The organism is Ktedonobacter sp. SOSP1-52 (assembly GCF_016587395.1).
On record NZ_BNJH01000007.1, the window covers coordinates 212,978 to 232,630 of the forward strand.

The 19,653-nt window shown below is 53.4% G+C and carries 23 protein-coding genes and 4 pseudogenes; 17 read left to right on the top strand and 10 right to left on the bottom strand.

Annotated features, from left to right (window positions below; genetic code table 11):
* Window positions 1–6: 6 nt before the first annotated feature.
* A complete protein-coding gene (locus JMJ16_RS50420; protein ID WP_201393996.1) occupies window positions 7–1,095 on the top strand; it encodes an APC family permease in 1,089 nt (362 codons plus the stop codon).
* Between the two features lie 507 nt (window positions 1,096–1,602).
* Here the strand turns inward: JMJ16_RS50420 and JMJ16_RS50425 are convergent.
* Window positions 1,603–2,508, bottom strand: a complete 906-nt coding sequence (locus tag JMJ16_RS50425; RefSeq protein ID WP_201393998.1) for a DUF4118 domain-containing protein — start codon at window positions 2,506–2,508, stop codon at window positions 1,603–1,605.
* Between the two features lie 474 nt (window positions 2,509–2,982).
* On the opposite strand from JMJ16_RS50425, the gene JMJ16_RS50430 reads away from it, so the two are divergent.
* The 6 genes from JMJ16_RS50430 (at window position 2,983) to JMJ16_RS50455 (ending at window position 6,574) form a co-directional block, all read left to right on the top strand.
* A complete protein-coding gene (locus JMJ16_RS50430) occupies window positions 2,983–3,630 on the top strand; it encodes a TetR/AcrR family transcriptional regulator (RefSeq protein WP_201394000.1) in 648 nt (215 codons plus the stop codon).
* Window positions 3,631–3,720: 90 nt separating this feature from the next.
* On the top strand, window positions 3,721–4,200 hold the full coding sequence (locus JMJ16_RS50435; protein WP_201394002.1) for a hypothetical protein: 480 nt from the start codon (window positions 3,721–3,723) through the stop codon (window positions 4,198–4,200).
* A gap of 81 nt (window positions 4,201–4,281) precedes the next feature.
* Window positions 4,282–5,118, top strand: a complete 837-nt coding sequence (locus JMJ16_RS50440) for an alpha/beta fold hydrolase (RefSeq protein WP_201394004.1) — start codon at window positions 4,282–4,284, stop codon at window positions 5,116–5,118.
* A 165-nt stretch (window positions 5,119–5,283) separates the two neighbouring features.
* Window positions 5,284–6,000, top strand: a complete 717-nt coding sequence (locus tag JMJ16_RS50445; protein WP_201394006.1) for a hypothetical protein — start codon at window positions 5,284–5,286, stop codon at window positions 5,998–6,000.
* Window positions 5,997–6,368, top strand: a complete 372-nt coding sequence (locus JMJ16_RS50450) for a hypothetical protein (protein ID WP_201394008.1) — start codon at window positions 5,997–5,999, stop codon at window positions 6,366–6,368. The genes JMJ16_RS50445 and JMJ16_RS50450 overlap by 4 nt, the downstream gene beginning before the upstream one ends.
* On the top strand, window positions 6,347–6,574 hold the full coding sequence (locus JMJ16_RS50455) for a PEP-utilizing enzyme (RefSeq protein ID WP_201394010.1): 228 nt from the start codon (window positions 6,347–6,349) through the stop codon (window positions 6,572–6,574). Before JMJ16_RS50450 ends, JMJ16_RS50455 begins: the two co-directional genes overlap by 22 nt.
* Window positions 6,575–6,793: 219 nt before the next feature.
* Here the strand turns inward: JMJ16_RS50455 and JMJ16_RS50460 are convergent, their stop codons facing one another.
* Window positions 6,794–6,976: a hypothetical protein gene (locus JMJ16_RS50460; RefSeq protein ID WP_201394012.1), complete on the bottom strand. Its 183-nt coding sequence runs from the start codon at window positions 6,974–6,976 to the stop codon at window positions 6,794–6,796.
* A gap of 489 nt (window positions 6,977–7,465) precedes the next feature.
* Between JMJ16_RS50460 and JMJ16_RS50465 the strand changes: the two genes are divergently transcribed.
* A complete protein-coding gene (locus tag JMJ16_RS50465; protein ID WP_374229188.1) occupies window positions 7,466–7,804 on the top strand; it encodes an amidohydrolase family protein in 339 nt (112 codons plus the stop codon).
* A gap of 107 nt (window positions 7,805–7,911) precedes the next feature.
* Here JMJ16_RS50465 and JMJ16_RS50470 read toward each other — a convergent pair whose 3' ends face one another.
* The 6 genes from JMJ16_RS50470 to JMJ16_RS50495 form a co-directional block, all read right to left on the bottom strand.
* Window positions 7,912–8,613 carry a response regulator transcription factor gene (locus JMJ16_RS50470; RefSeq protein WP_201394014.1) on the bottom strand — a complete coding sequence of 234 codons (702 nt, stop codon included), beginning with the start codon at window positions 8,611–8,613 and terminating at the stop codon, window positions 7,912–7,914.
* Window positions 8,606–10,303, bottom strand: coding sequence for an ATP-binding protein (locus JMJ16_RS50475; protein ID WP_201394016.1), 1,698 nt, complete (start codon window positions 10,301–10,303; stop codon window positions 8,606–8,608). Before JMJ16_RS50475 ends, JMJ16_RS50470 begins: the two co-directional genes overlap by 8 nt.
* A gap of 186 nt (window positions 10,304–10,489) precedes the next feature.
* Window positions 10,490–10,723 carry an IS3 family transposase gene (locus JMJ16_RS57720; protein WP_374229189.1) on the bottom strand — a complete coding sequence of 78 codons (234 nt, stop codon included), beginning with the start codon at window positions 10,721–10,723 and terminating at the stop codon, window positions 10,490–10,492.
* Window positions 10,663–11,370, bottom strand: a complete 708-nt coding sequence (locus tag JMJ16_RS50485; protein ID WP_201394020.1) for an IS3 family transposase — start codon at window positions 11,368–11,370, stop codon at window positions 10,663–10,665. The genes JMJ16_RS57720 and JMJ16_RS50485 overlap by 61 nt, the downstream gene beginning before the upstream one ends.
* Window positions 11,371–11,398: 28 nt before the next feature.
* Entirely contained in the window at window positions 11,399–12,634 is a 1,236-nt protein-coding gene (locus JMJ16_RS50490; RefSeq protein WP_201393967.1) for an IS110 family transposase, read from the bottom strand.
* 207 nt (window positions 12,635–12,841) lie between these two features.
* A complete protein-coding gene (locus tag JMJ16_RS50495; RefSeq protein ID WP_201393965.1) occupies window positions 12,842–13,174 on the bottom strand; it encodes a transposase in 333 nt (110 codons plus the stop codon).
* Between the two features lie 69 nt (window positions 13,175–13,243).
* Here JMJ16_RS50495 and JMJ16_RS50500 point away from each other — a divergent pair.
* The 6 genes and pseudogenes from JMJ16_RS50500 to JMJ16_RS57725 form a co-directional block, all read left to right on the top strand.
* Window positions 13,244–13,811, top strand: a pseudogene (locus JMJ16_RS50500) (IS6 family transposase); the annotation flags it as partial.
* Window positions 13,812–14,226: 415 nt separating this feature from the next.
* The gene (locus JMJ16_RS50505) at window positions 14,227–14,892 is read left to right on the top strand and encodes a hypothetical protein (RefSeq protein ID WP_201394022.1); all 666 of its coding nucleotides are present in this window, start codon (window positions 14,227–14,229) and stop codon (window positions 14,890–14,892) included.
* A 41-nt stretch (window positions 14,893–14,933) separates the two neighbouring features.
* Complete coding sequence (locus tag JMJ16_RS50510; protein ID WP_201394024.1) at window positions 14,934–16,127, top strand: sensor histidine kinase; 1,194 nt, start codon at window positions 14,934–14,936, stop codon at window positions 16,125–16,127.
* Between the two features lie 34 nt (window positions 16,128–16,161).
* Complete coding sequence (locus tag JMJ16_RS50515) at window positions 16,162–16,767, top strand: response regulator transcription factor (RefSeq protein ID WP_201394026.1); 606 nt, start codon at window positions 16,162–16,164, stop codon at window positions 16,765–16,767.
* A 150-nt stretch (window positions 16,768–16,917) separates the two neighbouring features.
* Window positions 16,918–17,671: pseudogene (locus JMJ16_RS50520) on the top strand (IS6 family transposase); the annotation flags it as partial.
* 36 nt (window positions 17,672–17,707) lie between these two features.
* Window positions 17,708–17,998: pseudogene (locus tag JMJ16_RS57725) on the top strand (transposase); the annotation flags it as partial.
* A gap of 47 nt (window positions 17,999–18,045) precedes the next feature.
* Here JMJ16_RS57725 and JMJ16_RS55540 read toward each other — a convergent pair.
* Window positions 18,046–18,201, bottom strand: a complete 156-nt coding sequence (locus tag JMJ16_RS55540; RefSeq protein ID WP_236602113.1) for a cytochrome P450 — start codon at window positions 18,199–18,201, stop codon at window positions 18,046–18,048.
* A gap of 6 nt (window positions 18,202–18,207) precedes the next feature.
* On the opposite strand from JMJ16_RS55540, the gene JMJ16_RS55545 reads away from it, so the two are divergent.
* Window positions 18,208–18,402, top strand: a complete 195-nt coding sequence (locus JMJ16_RS55545) for a hypothetical protein (RefSeq protein ID WP_236602156.1) — start codon at window positions 18,208–18,210, stop codon at window positions 18,400–18,402.
* On the opposite strand, the pseudogene JMJ16_RS50535 reads toward JMJ16_RS55545, so the two are convergent.
* Window positions 18,362–18,496: pseudogene (locus tag JMJ16_RS50535) on the bottom strand (IS6 family transposase); the annotation flags it as partial. The gene JMJ16_RS55545 and the pseudogene JMJ16_RS50535 sit on opposite strands and share 41 nt — an antisense overlap.
* Window positions 18,497–18,858: 362 nt before the next feature.
* On the opposite strand from JMJ16_RS50535, the gene JMJ16_RS55550 reads away from it, so the two are divergent.
* Both JMJ16_RS55550 and JMJ16_RS55555 read left to right on the top strand, forming a co-directional pair.
* Entirely contained in the window at window positions 18,859–19,170 is a 312-nt protein-coding gene (locus JMJ16_RS55550) for a helix-turn-helix domain-containing protein (RefSeq protein WP_236602114.1), read from the top strand.
* Between the two features lie 86 nt (window positions 19,171–19,256).
* Window positions 19,257–19,541, top strand: coding sequence for a transposase (locus tag JMJ16_RS55555; protein WP_236602115.1), 285 nt, complete (start codon window positions 19,257–19,259; stop codon window positions 19,539–19,541).
* Window positions 19,542–19,653 lie beyond the last annotated feature (112 nt).

The following is a 19,653-nucleotide window of genomic DNA, read 5'->3' on the forward strand; positions in this document are numbered from 1 at the left end:
AGCGCGTTGCTGATCTTTGCAAGTAATACTGCCATCATTGGGGCCTACCATGTCTTTCTCGCCCTGGCCCGCATGGGATTTCTCCCCACAGTTGTGTTGCGGCGTAATCGACTTCGGGGGACACCTCATGTGGCAATCGCGTTGGCAGCTGGTATTCCTATTGCTGTACTTCTATTGGTGTCGGGCAATATCGTCGTGTTGGGGGATATGTATGCCTTTGGCTTGCTTGGCGCGTTCACGCTTACCTGCATTGGGCTAGATATTGTGCGTCGGCGAGATTGGCGGCACATAATGCACATCACCCGCCGGCACACTGCAGGAGTTCCGGAAGGTCCCCAAAGCAGCAGACAGGGGCAAGCATCGCTGAATGGGCACGCTCCGCGTGTCGAAACTCCTTCACCAATGGCATTGCCACCATCGCCCTCTTCGCTTGAAGGAGCACACACGCATGAGATTCCATCTCATCCTCAGAAGATCGGGATATGGTTTCGTATCAACTTCTTTCTGGGTCTCGTGACGACGCTCCTGGTCGCCTCAGCCTGGTGCATCAATCTGGTCACCAAACCGCTGGCAACAGCGTTTGGTGGTGGCGCGACCGTCGTTGGGATGGTGGTGGCGTATGTGAATATCAGGCGTATTCAGCAGCGAGGCATGCTGCCTATCCCAGTCGCACTCTCCCGCCTTCCGGAGCCACAACCCCAAGCAATTGTTGCTGTGCTCCTTGAAGGGGAGGAGCAAAACGAGGCGGTGAGTGAGGCCGCCGTGAGAAGCGCGCAGGGGCAGCGCCCGCTCCTGTTTCTCTACCTCTGCACACCACAACGAGAGAGAACCGCCCCTCGCTTACTTGAAATCGTTGATCCGTACCTTCAGGATCAAGGTGCCAAAGAAGCCTTTGGACGAGCAGAACGTCTCGCACAGCAGGAACAGGTACCACATCGCCAATACGTGTATTGGCCCCATGGGCGAGAGACCTTGCCAGGCATTTGGCACCTCCTGTGTCCCTATGATACGGTGTTGCCATCCACAAAAGATGGGCTGGAGGGCGATATCAATCCAGATCGTATTCGGTACAACACACACCAGCAGGACAGGTGACTCATCTGCTCAAACGATGGTAAGGGTCTTTGAGCCCCGTGGAGGAAACCTCTTGCACTGCCTGAGAACAGTGTAAGAAATCCACGCATATCCTGACAGAGAAGGAGATCCCATCAAAGATGGTAACTATCGTTCGATGTAGCTGGGCCTTCCCTTCAGCAGCATGTTCATCACCGCTCGGCGGGCACTTCTTTCAAAAATCCTGGATCGTTTCCACACGACTGACATCTATCGCTCAATGAACTGTTCTTCGTCCAGTTCAATAGTGGAATTGAACGAAGAACGCCTCTCAGAGATCATGCCAAGGCCGCGCACCAATGGGTGAAAATCAAAAATACCGCCCTTCTGTATGGATGGTGACAACGAAGAGTCGCTCATACAAGAGCAACGGTGCAATGAGACAACTTTCTCCTGGAGTGGTTGAACACATCTCCACCTCGCCTTGATGAACATGGGCGTGGTGATACACACATGCTAGCTCCTCGATGAATGTCTTCTCAACGGCTGTCATAACCCAGCCGTTGCCGCACGGAGCCGTTCCCGCTCAAGCGTTGAGATCACCTGATCCAGAAACGTCCAGAAAAAGGAACTTTGATTGTCCGAACGCTCCCGTTCATCAAGCATGTGCTCCAGGCGGGCAAACCGCCCCTGCTCCTGCTTGACACGGAGCGCGAGCACTCCCAGGCGCTGTTCTCCCGCCTGAAGCGGAAGCAGATGCAAGAGTGCAGGTTCGCCAGACGAAACAAGAGCACTTGGCACTGTGCGTTTTTTCCCCTCAGCCATGACTTGCACCGCAATATGTTGCTGTTCCGGTGAGAAAGTAAATGCCTCAATTTGAATGGGCGCATCAGCACGTACCACAAGTTGCTTCTCGTTATTCGGGAGCAAGAGTGCACACTCTCGCACGCCCCAAGGGGAAAAAATTCTGACAGTAGAGAGCGCAATCACATCAAGCTGCTCATCGAATGTGATTTTACTGTTGACAGCATGCATCATCTCGTAGAGCACGCGCGTCTCCCGCTCGCGTTGCCAGGCCTGTTGGGCGCGTTGACGGCTGATTGTGGCAAGTTGGCTGGTCACTAATGCTGTCAGCAAGAAAATGCCGAGTGCCAGCCACTCACTCACTGGCATCACAAAGGTATACAAGGGGGGCACCAGGAAAAAATTAAAGGCAAGAAAGGCCAAAATGGCCGCGAGAATGGCAGGATAGAAACCACGGAATGTCGCCAACGGTAAGATGAGCAACAGGTAGAGCATCGAGATATTGGGAATCGCCGGATAGAGTTGGAGAAGGGCCATGATCCCCGTGATGATCAATACGCCTCCAATCGCGAATACGGTATCCAGTACGATCTTCTGCCAGCGCATACGGGGTGGCAGCTCAAGCTGAGGAATACGTTCGATAGCCTTCATACTACACGCGCTCCTTTCCAGATACAGCATCAAGTGGCAAAGAAGGAATATGTCTAGAAGGCTGAAACCCGCTCACTGGTCGCCTTCATTCGGAACGTTCCCTTCTGTAGTGTACGCTGAAAATGCTCAATAAACGCTCAAAAAGAGGCCCCTCTCTCTCAGTTTCATATCAAGAAACCGTCCTTTGGTTGAGAAGGACCTGCATTTCCTCAGGAGGGCTGCAAGCCAGCGGACAGGAGCGCACGGAGCAATCCGTGAAGGTCGATTGCCAAGAGAGGGAAAAACACGATCCGCGACCATCGCTCTGTGTGCCTATTTTGACTCGATATGCGCTTCTTCCCAGCATCATTGAAAACGGTGGCAAGCACTCGAGCGTTTCCCTTGACAATCCCCTTGTTTATAGGGTACTCTTTGTTTGAATAGTTATTCATTCAAATATTTATATATTCATTCAGCAGAAATGGGGTGGAATGTATGGTAGAGAAGAGAGATCCGATTCAAGAGATGCTCATTGCAGCCCGTCGTATGCAAATTTTAGATGCCGCGACCACGGTTTTCGCGGAGAAGGGATTTCACCGAGCGACCATTAAGGACATTGCACGCGTGGCTGGGATAGCCGATGGAACCATCTATACCTACTTTGCGAGCAAAACGGCTGTGTTACTCGCGATCCTCAATCGTCTCAACGAAACAACCGAGCGAGAACAGCAGTTTGCGCAGGGGAGCGAGCAAGATCTCCGGTCGTTCTTTCTCGCATACGTCCGTCAGCGGATGTCCTTGCTCTGGCCCAATGCCGAGGTCTTTCGAGCCGTCCTTCCAGAAATGCTGGTCAACAGTGAATTGCGTGAGCTCTATTACCAACACGTTCTGGCACCCACCATTGCCGTCGGTGAGCGCTTTCTGCACGCACAAAGCCAGCAGGAGCAGGGCGAAGTGCGCCCTCTTGATATGCCGCTCACTGTACGAGCCATCGCTTCAACCTTCCTTGGTCTGCTCATGTTGCAGTTATTAGGGGATCAGGAGATTGCGCAACGGTGGGAGGAGTTACCCGAGGTGCTCACCACGCTCATTCTCGACGGACTCATGCAGAAGCCCCTGACAGGTGAGGAGCAGAAAGAGTAAGCGAAGGAAGCCTCGGCTCGCTTTGTGGAAACAATCCAAACATGCTTCCCATTCTTCAGCCGATCCTCTAGAGAGGAAAAGAGAGCGCACATGACGACACAGCACAATAACTCGATGCGGCCATTAGAAAAGGCGTTGATCATCTTCTTTGGCACCCTTCTCCTAAGCTTGCTCATCATCTTTGCCGTCCAGCCGTCTATCTACACCACAACGTTGTGGCCTCCGTCAGCGGCAACCGAGCGCTACCCCCTGCCAGCTATCCTGTTTCTGACAGCACTGATCGTCATGATTGGGGTGCTCATGTATGGCATTGTGCAGCACTGGCGCTGGTTGTTCTGGCTCATGCTCGTTGCCTTTACCGGTTCTCTGATCCAGATTCCCGTCGAAATCGCACAACTTACAGGCGTGCTTTCCTCACTCTATCCTGTCTGGTATGGCCTGCTTCGGGCGGGCGTCGGCATCATCGAACTCAGCTTTGTGGTCTGGATGATCCAGACCTATCGGCACCATGGCGTCTGGGGCAGGGGAAAGGAGAAGAAGGAGAGGCACCTGGAATCACAGGAACACTGACACCGCGTTTTTTCTCATCATGTTGATGGTGAGCAACCTATTCATTCAAGCGCATCTGGGTCATTGGAAAGAGGAACGCCGATGAAAACGCTTGCTCAAACAGCGAAGGGGCCGATTGAATATCGTCTCATGGGTCATGACGGCCCAACCGTACTCGTGCTCAATGGTGGACACACCAACTGCGACTCGCCACTGGGCCACCAACAGTTCTTCGTGGACCATGGCTACCAATTGCTCATTCCATCACGACCAGGATATGGCAAGACTCCCTCTTCCACGGGTAGAACGGCGGAAGCCTTTGCCGACGCGCTCATTCTCCTCCTGGATCTGCTCCACATCAAGCAGGTGATCGTCGTTGGAATCTCAGCTGCTGGCCCGACCGCTTTACAACTGGCAGGCCGTGCGCCGACACGCGTGAGTAAAGTGATCTTGCAAAATGCGGCGACGAGTGGCCGCTATGCCAGTGGAATGATCCGCTTCATGACTTATGTCGGCTTCAACCCTCTCACGGAACGGTGGGTTTGGGCGGCCTTTCGAGGGTTGGCACGCGTTGCTCCACAGGTGGCGCTCAAGAGTATGCTCCCAGGGCTTTCAAGGCTGTCTCCCGACCAGGTCCTGGCCACGATGAGCCCTGTCCAGCAGCACGCTGCTCTGACGTTTTTGCTGGCTTCGCGCTCAGGATCAGGCTTTCTCCACGATATCCATCACCACTGCGGAGATCTGGGCCGTATTACGGCTCCAGTCTTCATCATCACAAGCAAATATGATGGTCTAGTTGATGCATCGCATGCCACCTATGCGCACACCCATATTCCCCAGACGCAACTCTTTGTCTCTGAGGCTGAGAGTCATCTGATGTGGTTTAGCTCCCATGATGACGAGATTCGAGCCAAGATGCACGCGTTCCTGCAATCCTGAAAGAGAGGCGATCTCACCGGGCTTTTTCACAGGTTTCTGACAACGCTTTTTCTGCCATAGGGACTGATTGCCCCTTGGCGAGCATCATACGGCTTCGTGTTTGCGAAGAAGCCCTTTCCCTGCAACCTTAGCGGCAGATCCTCTTCCAGTGCTGAGAGCCCTGCCGTGAGCCATCGTATATGGTTTCGCTGGAACACCACACACATTGAGATGATCCCCAGGATGCTGCATGTCACCACAAAAACACTCATCGCCTCTCGACAATTGCCTCAGTTTCTCCAAGCGACACCACAGTGGTGTCAAATGATGAAAACACGTCTTGACAACATCAAGACGAAGCAAGAGCTGCTCTCCTTCTGGAAGGAAACTGTCGAACCTGCTGTGTTCAAGGCCTGGTGGAGTGCGGGAGCCGGAGCGCTTCAACTGGGGATGATGACCACCTTCGAGGACAAGCTGGTTCAATTGATGGGACCCGATGATGCGAGGACGCTGCTTTCTCATCTCGGAGGAGCTTCCGGATTGGCAAGCCTGGGGCTAGTCGTCGGCATCGCCAAGGTCCGCAAAGGAACAATGAGCCAGGAGGACTACCTGCAACACTATGGTCATCGAGGTCCTCATGAATATGAATTATCACACCCCAATCCCGTAGAAGATGAGAGCTGGCTGGAAAAACAACTCAATGAGGCGAGCAAGGCGGATGTGGATGTGGAAGCACTTTTGCAAGCGCAGCAAATCCGCTATGAAGAGGCGCTCAAGCGCTTTCAGCAACGTTTCCCACAGAAGGCAACCTGGTTGAAGAAACGCTTAGCCAAAGCATCTGCAGGTGCTCAACTGCGGGAAGCAGCCCGCTTCGTGTTTTTGCTCGAAAAGCAGGCGAATTGACGGGACTGGAGAGAGATATCTTTTTCCTCTATATTGATGAAATTGAAGCGCTTCTTGCAGGCAGCGCATCAGCCGTGAAATGGATGCCCGCAAGAAAAGCCAATTACGAACGCTATCAGGCGCTCCCACCTTTGCCCTCCATCATCCGGGGACGATTCGATCCCTTCACCTGGGCCAATGATCCTAAGAGACGGATGGATTTTTACGATGCCACGGAGCCGGAAGTTCGCGTCTCTGACGCCGAAACGCTTCAAGGCGCTGCTGGATCTGCCGGCAGACGAGAAGGGCGCGTACGTCTGCTGAGCAGCCCCGAAGACGGAGAACAGCTGCAACAGGGGAAATTCTGGTGGCAGCCACGACCAATATAGGATGGACGCCACTCTTCCCCAGGGCAGCGGCCATTATCACTGATATCGGAGCGCCATTGTCCCATGCCGCCATTGTCGCAAGAGAACTTGGGATTCCCGCTGTGGTGGGATGTGGCAACGCCACCACCAGACTGAAAACCGGAGACTGGGTGATCGTGGATGGAGGGCAAGGGCGAGTCGAGATCGTGAACGAATCGCAGGCGTGATACGGTGCTCATCTCCAAAGGGACAGAATGATGTTGGTATCCCTGTTCTCTCTCAAGAGGGGCACGCTGCTTTTCAGCAAGGGAACACTGTTCTCCTGCTGAAAAGCGCTATTCGTATGGTCCAGCAATAGCTGGTTTGTCAGGGATAGGCTTCTTCGCAAAGGAGGAAGAAAAGCAATGCGCTCCCATTCCATCAATGTGCACCACCACCTCTTCACCTTATCGTCTATTGAGGAATGAGCCAGGGCCGGTGTCGTTGGAGTAGGTGGTCTCGATCTTCGGCGGCGGGTGGCGCAATGGACGCCGGAAGACTCGCTGGCCATCATGGATCGAACAGGCATCGATGCCGCATTGCTCTCCGTCCTCTTGCCGGGATGGTGCTTTGGCGATGCGACAAAGCATCGTGACATGGTCCGGTCACTCAACGGGTTCGCAGCACAGTGTGTCGCACACTAGCCAAACGCTTGGGATTCTTTGCCACCCTCCCGCTACCCGATATCGAGGCAACGCTCTCGAAAATCCGTTCTGCGCTGGATATACTCCATGCTGATGAATCGAGCTGCTCTCGAACTACATGGGCATCTATTTTGGAGATCCACGCTTCGAGGCCATTTTTGCGGAACTGGATCGACGAGCGGCTGTTGTTCACGTGCATCCGACCGTCTGGACTGGAAGCACACTTCCCACTGGCAACAACCCCGGTTCTCCCATTCCATCGATACCAAGCGCTGTCCTCGAATTTCCCTTTGATACCACAAGAGCCGTCGCAAATCTCATCTTCTCTGGGACGTTCTCGCGCTATCCGCATGTCGTATCATCCTTTCACATACTGGTGGTATTGCCCCTTTCTTTGCTGAACGACTTTTCGATCGCTCGGTATTCATGGCACACTTGCAGAATGTCCAAGCGGAGCAGGCTGTATCACTCGCTCCTGAAACCAGTGAGCAACTCCTGCACACCAGCCTGGAGAGCACATTGAGCCAGCTTCGGAGGCTGTATTACGACACGGCTCTTTCAGCAAATAGCACGGTTCTGAGTGCCATACAACGGCTGATACCAACATCACACATCCTATTCGGCACCGATTATCCCCCGGATCACGATATCGGGGTCCGCCCTGCGGTGAATGGACTCGCCACCTACTCAGGATGGAGTGTGCAGGAGCGCACGCAGATTGCGTCGAAGAATGCGCTTAGGCTCTTCCCGCGCCTGCAAGACGAGCAGACATAGGAAAGCTCACCAGGAAGAGTTGTCAATAGCATGGCTAGCTATATCTGACTTTCGCTCAAGGATCGCAGCTTGACCAGTGGCTTCTTGCCAAGCGACGAGCACGGGAGCTATTCCTCGGCAAAACGATAGCCAACGCCAGGGATCGTGAACAGAAAACGGAGCCGCCTGGGATCTGGCTCGATCTTGCGTCGCAAATGCCCGATGTACACATGGAGCGAATGGGCGTGGGGCTCCATATTCGCGTGCGTGCCCCAGACCTGCGTTAAGAGCATATGGCGAGTCAGGACCTTGCCGGGATGCTGCACGAACACCTTGAGCAGGTCATACTCGGTGGGCGTCAGCACCACTTCTTGTCCGTGCACGCGCACCTGTCGGCGCGTAAAATCGACGGCTAACGGACCGATCGTCGCGACTGCTGCGGCGCCCGCAGCGGGACGCGCGGCATGACGCAATGCGACACGTATACGGGCAAGGAGTTCCTGTAACCCAAAGGGTTTCGTGACGTAATCATCTGCTCCCAGATCAAATGCTTGTACCTTGTCGCGCTCCATTTCACGCACCGAGAGCACGAGAATCGGAAGCGCGGAAGACTCGCGAATCTTCTTGCATACCTCCAATCCGTTCATATCAGGCAACCCCAGGTCCAGGATGATCAGGTCAGGTCGGTCATTGTTGACCATGTGCAACGCCTCCTGCCCGCTCCCTGCAGTGAACACCACATAACCCAGCGCCACGAGACTCCTCTGAATAGCGCGAATAATTTCTCGGTCATCATCCACAAGCAGGATACGTGCACCTCTCTCAGTCATAGCATGGCTCCTCCGTTGTGGTACGTGGCAATGTGAAAAAGAAACATGCTCCGCCCCCTTCCCGATTCTCTTCCCAGATCCGCCCACCGTGCGCCTCAATAAGCCCCCGACAGACAGACAGCCCTATTCCCGACCCGGGAATCATCTTCCCTGGAACCAGGACACGATAGAATTTCTCAAAGATCCGCTCCCGTTCCTCTTCGGGAACGCCTGGCCCCCGGTCACCCAGACAGATCACAACCTCTTGGTTCGTCACCTGCACCTGTAGATCGAGCGGAGATCCTGGCGGGCTATAGCGCACTGCATTCTCGAGCAGATTCGTCAGCACCTGGGTCACGTGGAGGTAGTCAAAGGTGAGAGGAGAGAGATCAGCAGGGAGAGCAACCTGCACAGTTCGGCCCTTGAGCACGGGATCGAGCTGTTCCAACACTTCATAGACCACACTCTCCAGAAGATACTGCTCCTTCTGCAGGTTCAGTGCCCCTCCTTCAATGCGCGAGATATCTAATAAATTGCCCACAAAGCGATTTAAGCGATCGGCTTCTCGTTCAATCGTCTGGGCAAACGTCTCCCTGGCGTTCTCATCCCAGTGGACATCGTGTTGCAAGAGATTCCCCGCGACGGTTTTGATGGTGACCAAGGGGGTTCGTAAATCGTGTGAAACGGATGAAAGCAGAGCCGTACGCAAGGCATCCGTTCGGCGCAGTACTTCCATATGCAGTGTCTCACGACGTAAACGTGCGCGCTCAATCACAGAGGTGACTTGATCAAGAAACGTCCAGAAAAAGGCCAGGCGAGCATCGATCCGTTCACTCTGCTCTTGGAGGGACGAATCAACGATGTGCTCGAGGAGTCCTCCAGCAAGGCGCAGGCACAGAACTCCCAGCATCTTCCCGCCTGTCTTCAAGGGGAAACAGTGCAGGCGCGTTTCATTGCTCTTTTCAACGCTCTTCGCAGATTCGCGCCGTTGGAAATGCCTCCCCTGTTGTTCCGTGTCCAGGTCTTTCGTTCGTGAAGGCATATGTTCGTGCAAGGTGTGGTATTGACCTGTCTGGACCACCTGCTGCACCACAGCATATTCCTCTGGCGTGAGTGTAATGTGCTCTGGTGGGAGGGGTGCGCTTGCTTGAACGATGAGTTGCCCCTGAGCATCGGGCAAGAACAAGATCCCAGAGCGAATGCCCCAGGAGCCAAAGACCCTCACCACCATATGTACAATGGTCTGAAGGAGCTGCTCAGGGGACCGCTCTTCCACTGTGGTACGAACCAGATCATAGAGGATATGGGTTTCTTGTTCGCGTCGATGCGCGTCCTGCGCCCGCTGACGCAACAAAAATGTCAACTGTCCGATCAGGAGCGCATCGATGAGAAAGATGCAGAGCGCAATCCATTCCTCCGGTCGATCAATGGTAAACACATAGAGGGGAGGGATGAGGAAGTAGTCAAAGGAAAGAAAGGCGACCACAGAAGCAAGAATGGCTGCATACAGGCTGCGGGTGCTGGCTAATACTAGTACAATGAGCAGATAGAGAATCGAAATGTTCGGGATACGTGGGTACAATTGAAACACAGAGATGAGACCAGTCATGCACAGTGTTCCCACAAGAGCAAGCACGCTATCGAGTAGGAAAGAGAGCCAGGAGACAGCAATGCGAGCCTGTAACGATGGCAATGCACTCTCTGCAATCATGATACTGCCCTCCTTTTCTCTCCTGCCGTCGCTGTCCATCCTCTTGGCCGCAAGGGTTTGAGCTTGCCCCGTTTTCGTAGAGTCTCTCCAGGTTGGAGCCGAGGAGAATGTCTGCCGTTTCTACGTAACGTTACGTAACGTAATGTAACGTTACTATTCTTAGTATAGAGAAATAAACGTTCTACGTCAAACGTTTTTCTTTGCCTGTTGCAGAGCCCTCTGTTCATAGACAAGTGGACTCACGTATCCAAGCGTCGAATGGCGGCGAATGCGATTGTAATACACCTCCAGATACGTGAAGATCGCCAGACGCGCTTTCTCATGAGATGTATAGATGGTGCTGCCTACACATTCCTCTTTCAATGAACCGAAAAAACTCTCCATTGCTGCATTATCCCAGCAATTGCCTTTTCGTGACATATACTTACCATAATCCCAGATTGTTCTAAAATGAGACGATACGCTCGCGAAGTATATTGGCTCCCTCGATCACTATGATGCAGGAGTCCACTCTTGGGGCGGCGGCGAGTGAGAGCCATATCGAGTGCATGCTCCACCAGATCTTCATCACAGCTCGCCGACATCGACCATCCCACCACGATTCGTGAATAGAGATCCAAGATGACCGCAAGGTAGAGCCATCCTTGTGCGGTAGGGATAGACGTGATGTCGCTTACCCATTTTTTATTGGGTTCTGGTGCCGTAAAATCCCGGTTTAAGGTATTAGGAGCCACAGGATGAGTGGTGTCCCGGCGTGTGGTAAGCACACGACGCCGTTTGCGTTTGGCACACAATCCTGCCTCATGCATCAGTCTGGCCACCCGTTTACGGGAGATGCTGCGTCCCTGATCACGCAACTCGGCATGCAGGCGTGGGCTGCCGTATCTACCACAATGAGCGTGAAATTCCTGTCGAATCTCTTCTGTGAGTTGGGCATCTTCCCGTTTGCGTTGACAGGTGGGACGCTTTCGCCAAGCGTAAAAGCTACTTTCCGAGACACCAAGCACTCGGCACATGACGACAATGGGAAATTCCTGCTTGTGTTGCTCGAGAAACTGATATTTCACTTGGATTCCTACGAAAATCCTCCAGAGACTACGCCACCTCCTTTGGCGTCAGGGTGACGGTATAGCCTAATTGCTCCAAGCGACGAACATGTTGTCGCTCAATCCGTGACGCATCGAGTTTCTCGAAATAATCAGCTCCCAGATCGGTGTAAGGCATCTTAGACTGCAAGACATGATAGATGATAACCAACACGCTGTGGCTCACCGCGACCACGGCTTTCTTCTTGCCTAAGCGACGAGCGAGACGATGATACTGAGCCGAGAGATAGTTGTTTTTCGTGTGGGAGATCGCCCAAACCACCTCAGCCAGGATGGCCCGCAGATAGGGGTTGCCTTGTGTCGTGGAGCCACTCAGACGTTTTCCTCCACGCTGTCGATTGCCTGGGCACAGACCAGCCCAGGACGCTAAGTGCTTGGCTGAAGGAAAGCGCGACATGTCAATCCCAATTTCTGCCAGAATAGCTGCTGCTGCAAGCGCCTGGATACCAGGGATACTCATAAGCAACTGCATGGCGTCCTCAAAGGGACGCAACTGTTCCTCCAGCTCCAGTTGCAACTGCGCCAGGGTGTGCTCCAAAAAGTCAATGTGCTCCAAGATGAGCCGCAGCAAGAGGCGATGGTGCCTCTCTACACGCCCATCCAGCGCCTGTTGCAACTGGGGTAGCTTATTGCGCACTCTCCCTCTCGCCAACTCGGCAAGGACTTCAGCATCAGTCGTCCCTGCAATCAGAGCATCGAGCATGTCCCTCCCACTTTTGCCCATCACATCAGTCGCGACTGCTGCCAGCTTAATATTGGCAGTCTCCAACACCTTCTGAAGCCGATTCACCTCCTGCGCTCGTTCCTGGATGAGCGTCTTGCGGTAGCGTGTCAGTTCACGTAACTGCCGGATGGGTTGAGGAGGGATAAAAGAAGCCTTGAGTAATCCGTGTCGCAGCAAGTCAGCCAGCCACTCGCTATCCTTGACATCCGTCTTGTGTCCAGGCACGGCCTTCATATGCTGCGCGTTGACCAGAAGGATCGTGTGCCCCTCTTCCAACAGGTGATAAACCGGTCTCCAATAAATGCCCGTGGATTCCATCGCCAGATGGCTGACTCCATAGGAGTCTACCCAATCACACAGGGCCAGTAAACCGGTTGTCATAGTGGAGAACGTTCGCGTCTTCTTCTCTATTGTTCCATCAGGGGAGGTAATCAAGACCGTCGCGACGACCGTTTTTTTATGGACATCTAGTCCACAGCAGCGCTGGTAGATCACTTGCATGGCAAACTCCTTTGGGATAGCAGAAGTGCTTGTATGTTCTGGGATCAGCATGAGGTGCGCAAAAAACTGACAAGTTTCCTACTCGCGCTCCCTGCTCGTGGCAGTGGCAACATTCATCTCTGCTGGACGCGCACCATCGATCAACTTCCCGTTCGGGCTGAGGGCACCATTACCAAATCTGATCTCACACGCTTCTCCACCCTTATTCTATCCCATTTTCATGCCCCTCTCTGGCGAGCAGCGCCATCTCACTTCCCGTGAAAAGATGCCCACAACTTTTTTTAAGATATCGCGCTCCTGCTGGACTCTTTCGAGTTCGCGTTTGAGGCGGCGATTTTCCTCCTCTAATGACGTTTGGTGTCCGCTGCCTGGAAAGGCTTCTTTGCCATGCTGAGCCAGTTCCTTGCGCCATTGGTGAATGGACGTGTCTGAGATGCCCAGCTCTCTGGCTACCTGTGCAATCGGCTTGCCGCTGGTCTGGGCCAGCTGCACCGCCTGCTCTTTGAATTCTCGCGTGTAAACTTTTTGGACCTTTGCCATGCTCATCCCTTTCCCGATTTGCTAGAGTATATCTCAGCTTTGGGGACTCTATCAAATCGGGGAAGGCTCAAAACAGTGCGCCAGTGGTGCCAGAAGTTTGGGCAAACCTATGCCAATGAACTGAAAACGCCGTCATGGAAAGCGAGGAGACAAGTGGCACTTAGATGAGGTCTTCCTCAAAATCAACGAGAAAACCCACTACCTGTGGCGGGCGGTTGATCAGGATGGCAATGTGCTTGATATCCTCGTCCAAAGCCGGCGCAACAAGCATGCCGCCAAAAAGTTCTTTCGTAAATTGCTCAAAGGCTTGCACTACGTGCCGCGGGTTATCATTACCGACAAACTCGCTAGCTACGCCGCCGCCAAGAGGGACATCATGCACAGTGTCGAGCACCGCCAGCATAAGGGCTTGAACAATTGTGCGGAACGTTCGCACCAACCAACCAGGCAACGAGAGCGCACCATGCGACGCTTCAAATCCCCTGGCCATGCGCAACGCTTCCTCTCTGCGTTTGGTCCGATCTCCGATCATTTTCGGCCCAAACGCCACAGTCTGAACGCCTCGGTCTCTCGTGCCCTCATGCAGGATCGCTTCCAGGTTTGGAATGAGGTAACCAGCGGGAAAACAGCAGCTTAAGAGAAACCACTCTTCTCAACCTTCCACCTTCTCCTTTCCTCTCATCATTCTTTTCAGAAAGGCTCTTCCATTATCTCGCTAAGTTGACAATATCCCACAACGATATCAGCATCGCACTCCTGCCATGGCGTTGGGTCTCACTGATCATCCCTGGTCCTTCACCATGTTCTTGACGACTCCCTTACATACCACTTCTCAATAGAGTCACTACCGAGCATTTGCTACCTGGCGCTTATGACAAATGTCATAAGGCACTGATGACACCCTTCACTACCGGAAAAGAACGCCTCCAGCTACACTTAGGACTGTCGAGAGAGTCTGAAGCATAGAGCCTTCAGCATTCTCATAACACTCTAGCAATTCAGCATTCTCATAACAAGCATCTATATGCTTATACAGCAAGGAGGCACTTATCATGACTACACATCGCTCAACCTACATTCTGGTTGCACTCTGCGGCATTCTGGGAACCATCGCCCTGACGACCTACTTCGCCGCTCCATGGACCTTTATGCCCCTGCCTGCCGCCAACGCCACAATTGCTCAGGTACAATCCTTTGGCATTCAATACCACAGCACCATTCTCTTTGATGCCTGGCTGCAAGCCATTGGTTCGCTGTTCAGCATCATCTTTAGCCTGGCCATTATTCACCTGGCTGGTGCGTCGCAACGCTTCTTTGGGCGTATGACTCTCCTGACGGCGGGCGTCATTATGGCCCTCTCGCTCGCGGAGGTAACCTTTGAGATTGGGGCCGTTATGGCTGGGGACAATGGTCATTTGCAAGCCGCGCAAACCTGCTTTGATCTGACCAATACCTTTATTCACGTCTTCCTGCTCGCGCCCTCGCTTTTCCTGATGCAAGGCCTGGCACTGTGGAACACCCGCCTGCTCCCACGCGCCTTTAGCTATCTGGCCATCGGCCTGGGCATCCTCTTCCAGGTTCTGGGTGCTCTGGGACTCTTCAATACCGCCTTCCTACTCGCAGTCATCATCATCTTGATGATCCAGAATGTATGGACCATTGCCGCAGCCATCAAGCTACTCTTTTTCACGGAGAAGAAAACCATGCGGATAATGTAAAATAGAGCTAAACAATCATCGGGCAAGGAGGCGCCAGAAGTTTGATAAACACACAGGAAGTTCCACACACAGAGACAGACAAAAATACAAGCGTCGAGAAGGGCCTTGGCCCTTCTCCTTACCTTCTATGGCTAATCTGGGTTATCTGGCTGCCTTTCTTCAGCCCAGGCATCATAGGCCTCTACCTGGCTCATCCACCGCTACCGATCCTGCTTATCAGTTTCCTCGGTGTGGCTCTCTTCTTCACGCTCTATCTCAGAGAGACACTGGTGAACGCACAACGCCTCACGGAAGAGGTAGCCCTAACGCCTGGTCGTCATGTTTGGAGCTGGCTACCTCTGGTAAGCATGGCCGCCTTAAGCTTCGCGCTTCCGCTTGTCTCACATGGCGATCCCAGCGACTGGCTCGACTTCTTCATCTTCACAGCCTCCTATGTTGGAGGACGCTTTCAGACACGGCAAACCACGCTGATCCTGATCCTGCTTGTCCTGTTAAATGCAGGCACCGGCTGGCTGGTACATTTCTCCTGGACAGGCATTGGCAGGTCAATCGTGTTTACCATCGTGGTCGGCTATGTCGTGAGGGCCATTGTCTGGTCCTTGACGATTCGCCGGGAGCTACGCCAGGCACGAGAAGAGATCGCACGCCTGGCCGTGATAAATGAACGGCTGCGCATAGCTCGTGATCTACATGACTTGCTAGGCCATAGCCTCTCGCTCATCGCGCTTAAAAGCGAGCTGGCGGGGCGCCTGCTAACAATGAAGCCAGAGCGAGCCGCCACTGAAGTCAGGGATATTGAACAGGTTGCGCGTGCGACGCTGCAAGAGGTTCGCCAGGCCGTCACCAATTATCGCCAGCCTACCCTTGCCAGCGAGATCCAGGGGGCGCAAGAGATCTTAGCCGCAGCAGGCATTGTCTACAACTACGAGGGTGACGAAAAAATTATTCACACGCTTCCAGCCACCATTGAAGCCGTCCTGGGCTGGGTGATACGTGAGGGAGTCACCAACATTATCAAACATAGCCGGGCTCAACACTGCACCCTAAGCATTTCTCAGCATCCTCATGAACTCCGCCTTGTACTTACGAACGACGGCCCTGCGGCAAGTAGCATGACAAAGGGAAATGGGCTGCATGGCATCACTGAGCGCGTGGCAGCCCTGGGTGGAACATGCGAAGCTGGAGCAGGCCTCAAAGGCGGCTTCCATCTCACAGTTTCTGTACCTACATCTTGATATGGCTATAAGAATAACGAGGAGAATTCCGGCTATGATTCGCGTACTGTTAGCAGAAGACCAGGCCATGGTACGGGGTGCGCTCGCGGCCTTGCTCACGCTAGAAGGTGATATCGAGATTGTAGCGGAAGTGGGGTCCGGCGATGAAGTGCTTCCTAAAGCACTTGAGAGTAAACCTGATGTCGCTCTACTTGATATTGAGATGCCTGGATGTGATGGACTTACCGCTGCCGCCTCTCTACATGCGCAATTGCCCTCCTGTCGCATACTCATTCTCACAACCTTTGGGCGTCCTGGCTATCTACGCCAGGCCATGCAGAGCGGCGTCGTAGGTTTCTTGCTCAAAGATGCCCCTTCTGCTCAACTCGCTACAGCCGTTCGTCGCGCCATGGCTGGTGAGCGCATCGTTGATCCAACCCTGGCCCTCTCCGCTCTCAGCGAGGGAAGCAATCCGCTTACAGAGCGAGAGCGCGCCGTGCTTGCCGCCGCTACCGAGGGTGCGAGCATCGCCCAGATCGCAGCTAAACTTTTTCTCTCCGAAGGTACTGTACGTAACTATCTCTCGGTCGCCATCCAGAAGTTGGGTGTACACAACCGCATCGAAGCCGCACGCATGGCCGAGCAAAAGGGCTGGCTATAGTAACATCCTAGCATAGAAAAAATCTAATATTGCATCTTCCATATAGACATCCTCCTTAACGCCATTGGCGTCGTAAAGGGTTGTGTTGCAAGAATGAAGGTGTGATGATAAACTCTTCTTTATTTGAAGCGGAGCAGAGGAGTTTGCTTCATGATCGAGCAGAATCTGTTCAAATGGCGTCATTTCCAGACCGACATCATTCTTCTCTGTGTGCGCTGGTATCTACGCTCTGCGTTGAGCTACCGCGACCTGGAGGAGATCATGCTCGAACGGGGTCTGCACGTCGATCATACGACGATCTATCGTTGGGTTCAGTCTTATGCTCCTGAGTTGGAGAAACGCTGCCGTCCCCACCTGAAAGCCTGCAATGACTCCTGGAACGTTGATGAAACGTACATCAAGATCAAGAACGTCTGGTTTTACCTCTACCGGGCCGTTGACTCTGAGGGGAACACCCTCGAGTTTCTCTTGAGTCCAACGCGTGATACAGAGGCGGCCACCCGTTTCTTCCTCAAAGCGTTGCGTTCCACCATTGATGGAACTCCTCACGTTCATCCAGTCGAGGAACAGAAGGCCCAGCCCACGACTGCGACGAACCTCGTCACATCAGTTCCTCGAGTAATCAATGTTGATAAGAACGCAGCTTATCCCAAGGCTGTTGCCAACCTGAAAGCCGCTAAAGTCCTGTCTGAACATGTGGAATTGAGGCAGGTGAAATACCTCAATAATCTCATCGAACAGGACCATCGCGCGCATCAAACGGTTGACCAAACCTGGAATGGGCTTTTTCTCCTTCGAGACGGCCTGGCGAACCTTACAAGGATACGAGGTGATGAACATGCTGAGAAAAGGGCAACTGCAAGGCGTGGCAAAAGGGAATGTGAGAGGGCAGATTCTTTTCCTCCTATTTTTGCAACACAACCCCCATACGGGAGCAAGGGTACGGCAGGCGATCGAGGCACGGGGATGTCAGCTCTTGTTTCTGCCCTCCTACTCTCCCGACTTGTCACCCATTGAAGAGGCGTTCTCTAAACTCAAAGCGTTTTTACGCCGCATGGGAGCACGGACCTCAGAAGCTTTGCAGGAGTCAGTTGGGCAAGCTCTTCTGACCATTACGGCTCAAGATGCCTTGGGATGGTTTACGCATTATGGGTATCGTCCAGTTCCATGTGAGCTTGCTCCAGGGGAACACTCTCAGAGGGAAAGGATCTGTCCAGGTGAGCTCGCATGATCGCCGCCTCCGCCGCGAGCACCAACGGTCTGCTGATGCTTCTTCCTTTAAAAGGTGACAGGCAAACTTGTGAGACCACGCAGTATCAGGTTACGTTTCCAGACCAGGTGGGCAGGACCACCAGCAAGACGCAGATTGGGCAAACGGTGCAGCAAGGTACTGAACGCAATGTATCCCTCTAAACGAGCCAGTGGCGCTCCCAAACATGCGTGGATTCCCTTGCCAAAGGCCAGGTGGTGATTCTCGCGCCGCGTGATATCGAGGATCTCTCCCGCCTGGATGTGCTGCGGATCGGCGTTCGCGGAAATCAGTGCAGCCAGGACTTACTGGCCTTTGCGGATCAGCTTGCCATGCCGTTCCACATCCTCGTTCGGCCATCAGTTCTTCCACATCACGAAAACTGAGGGGGAAGCGAAAGTACAACCAGACAGCATAACCGATAATTTCCGGCGGGAAGCAGAAGCCTTTGTAGGGAGACGCGGAGACATTCTTTTTCATGGTGCCATTGTATCACACTGTTCAGTTTTCTATGAAGGAGTCTCTCCAAGTTGACAATACCCTGTGTTTTCATAACGATGAGTCTACCAGAAATTGTAGCTACTCAGCAAGTTGATAATACCATATAGATCGTCTATATAATCCCAGCAAGCAGCATAGCTCAGCCGTCTCGTCCGCCTTCTTGCTTGCTCTAGTACACTGAGGCTAAAATAATTCTGTGATAAAATAGGAGGAAAATCAGAAGAACGAAAAGAATTGGAGGCACTGGTGCGGCGGCACAGTACCCCTCAACAACTGGCGAAACGGGGACGTATGATCCTGGGAGCAGCAGAAGGGAAAGAAATGCCGAGATTGCCAGAGAGATGGGAGTCAGTGTCGATACGGTTCGCAGTTGGCGCGGGCGCTGGATCAATTTTCAAGCGGTGCCCCTCTCTGAACTCACGGTCAGTGAACGCCTGGAGGATGTATCCCGTCCAGGGAAACCATTACAGATTACCGCTGAGCAGCGTTGCCAGATCGTGGCGCTGGCCTGTGAGCAACCAAGGGAACGACCGATCAGCCATTGGACAGGACCTGAAATTGCCAATGACATCATGCGGCGCGGGATTGTCGAGCAGATATCGCCCCGACATGCCGCACGTCTGCTCAAAAAGGGGATCTCAAACCGCATCTGATTCGCTATTGGTTGACGCCTTCCGTCGACGACCATCAGGCAGAAACGGTCAAAGAGATCTGTCGTGTCTACCAGGAAGCCCCCTTGTTGACAGAACAAGGAGAACGAACCGTCAGCACGGATGAACTCACTAGCGTCCAAGCGTTAGAACGCAAGCATGCAGGATTACCTCTCGCGCCGGGGAAAGTGGAACGACGAGAATTTGAGTATATTCGTCATGGAACACGCTCTTTTCTTCTCAGCCGCGATGTCGTGACTGGAAAGATCCTGGCCCCTTTTTGTGGCCCAACCCGCACGGAACAGGATTTCTTGGCCCATATGCAAGCGGTGGTGGCAACCGACCCGCAGGCCAAACATTGGCACATCGTGTGACAATTTGAACACCCATCAATAGGAATCTCTGGTCCGTTGGGTGGCAGGTCTCTCGGAATTTATCGATGATTTGGGGATCAAAGGCGAAAGCGGTATCCTGGCTTCAAAAGCC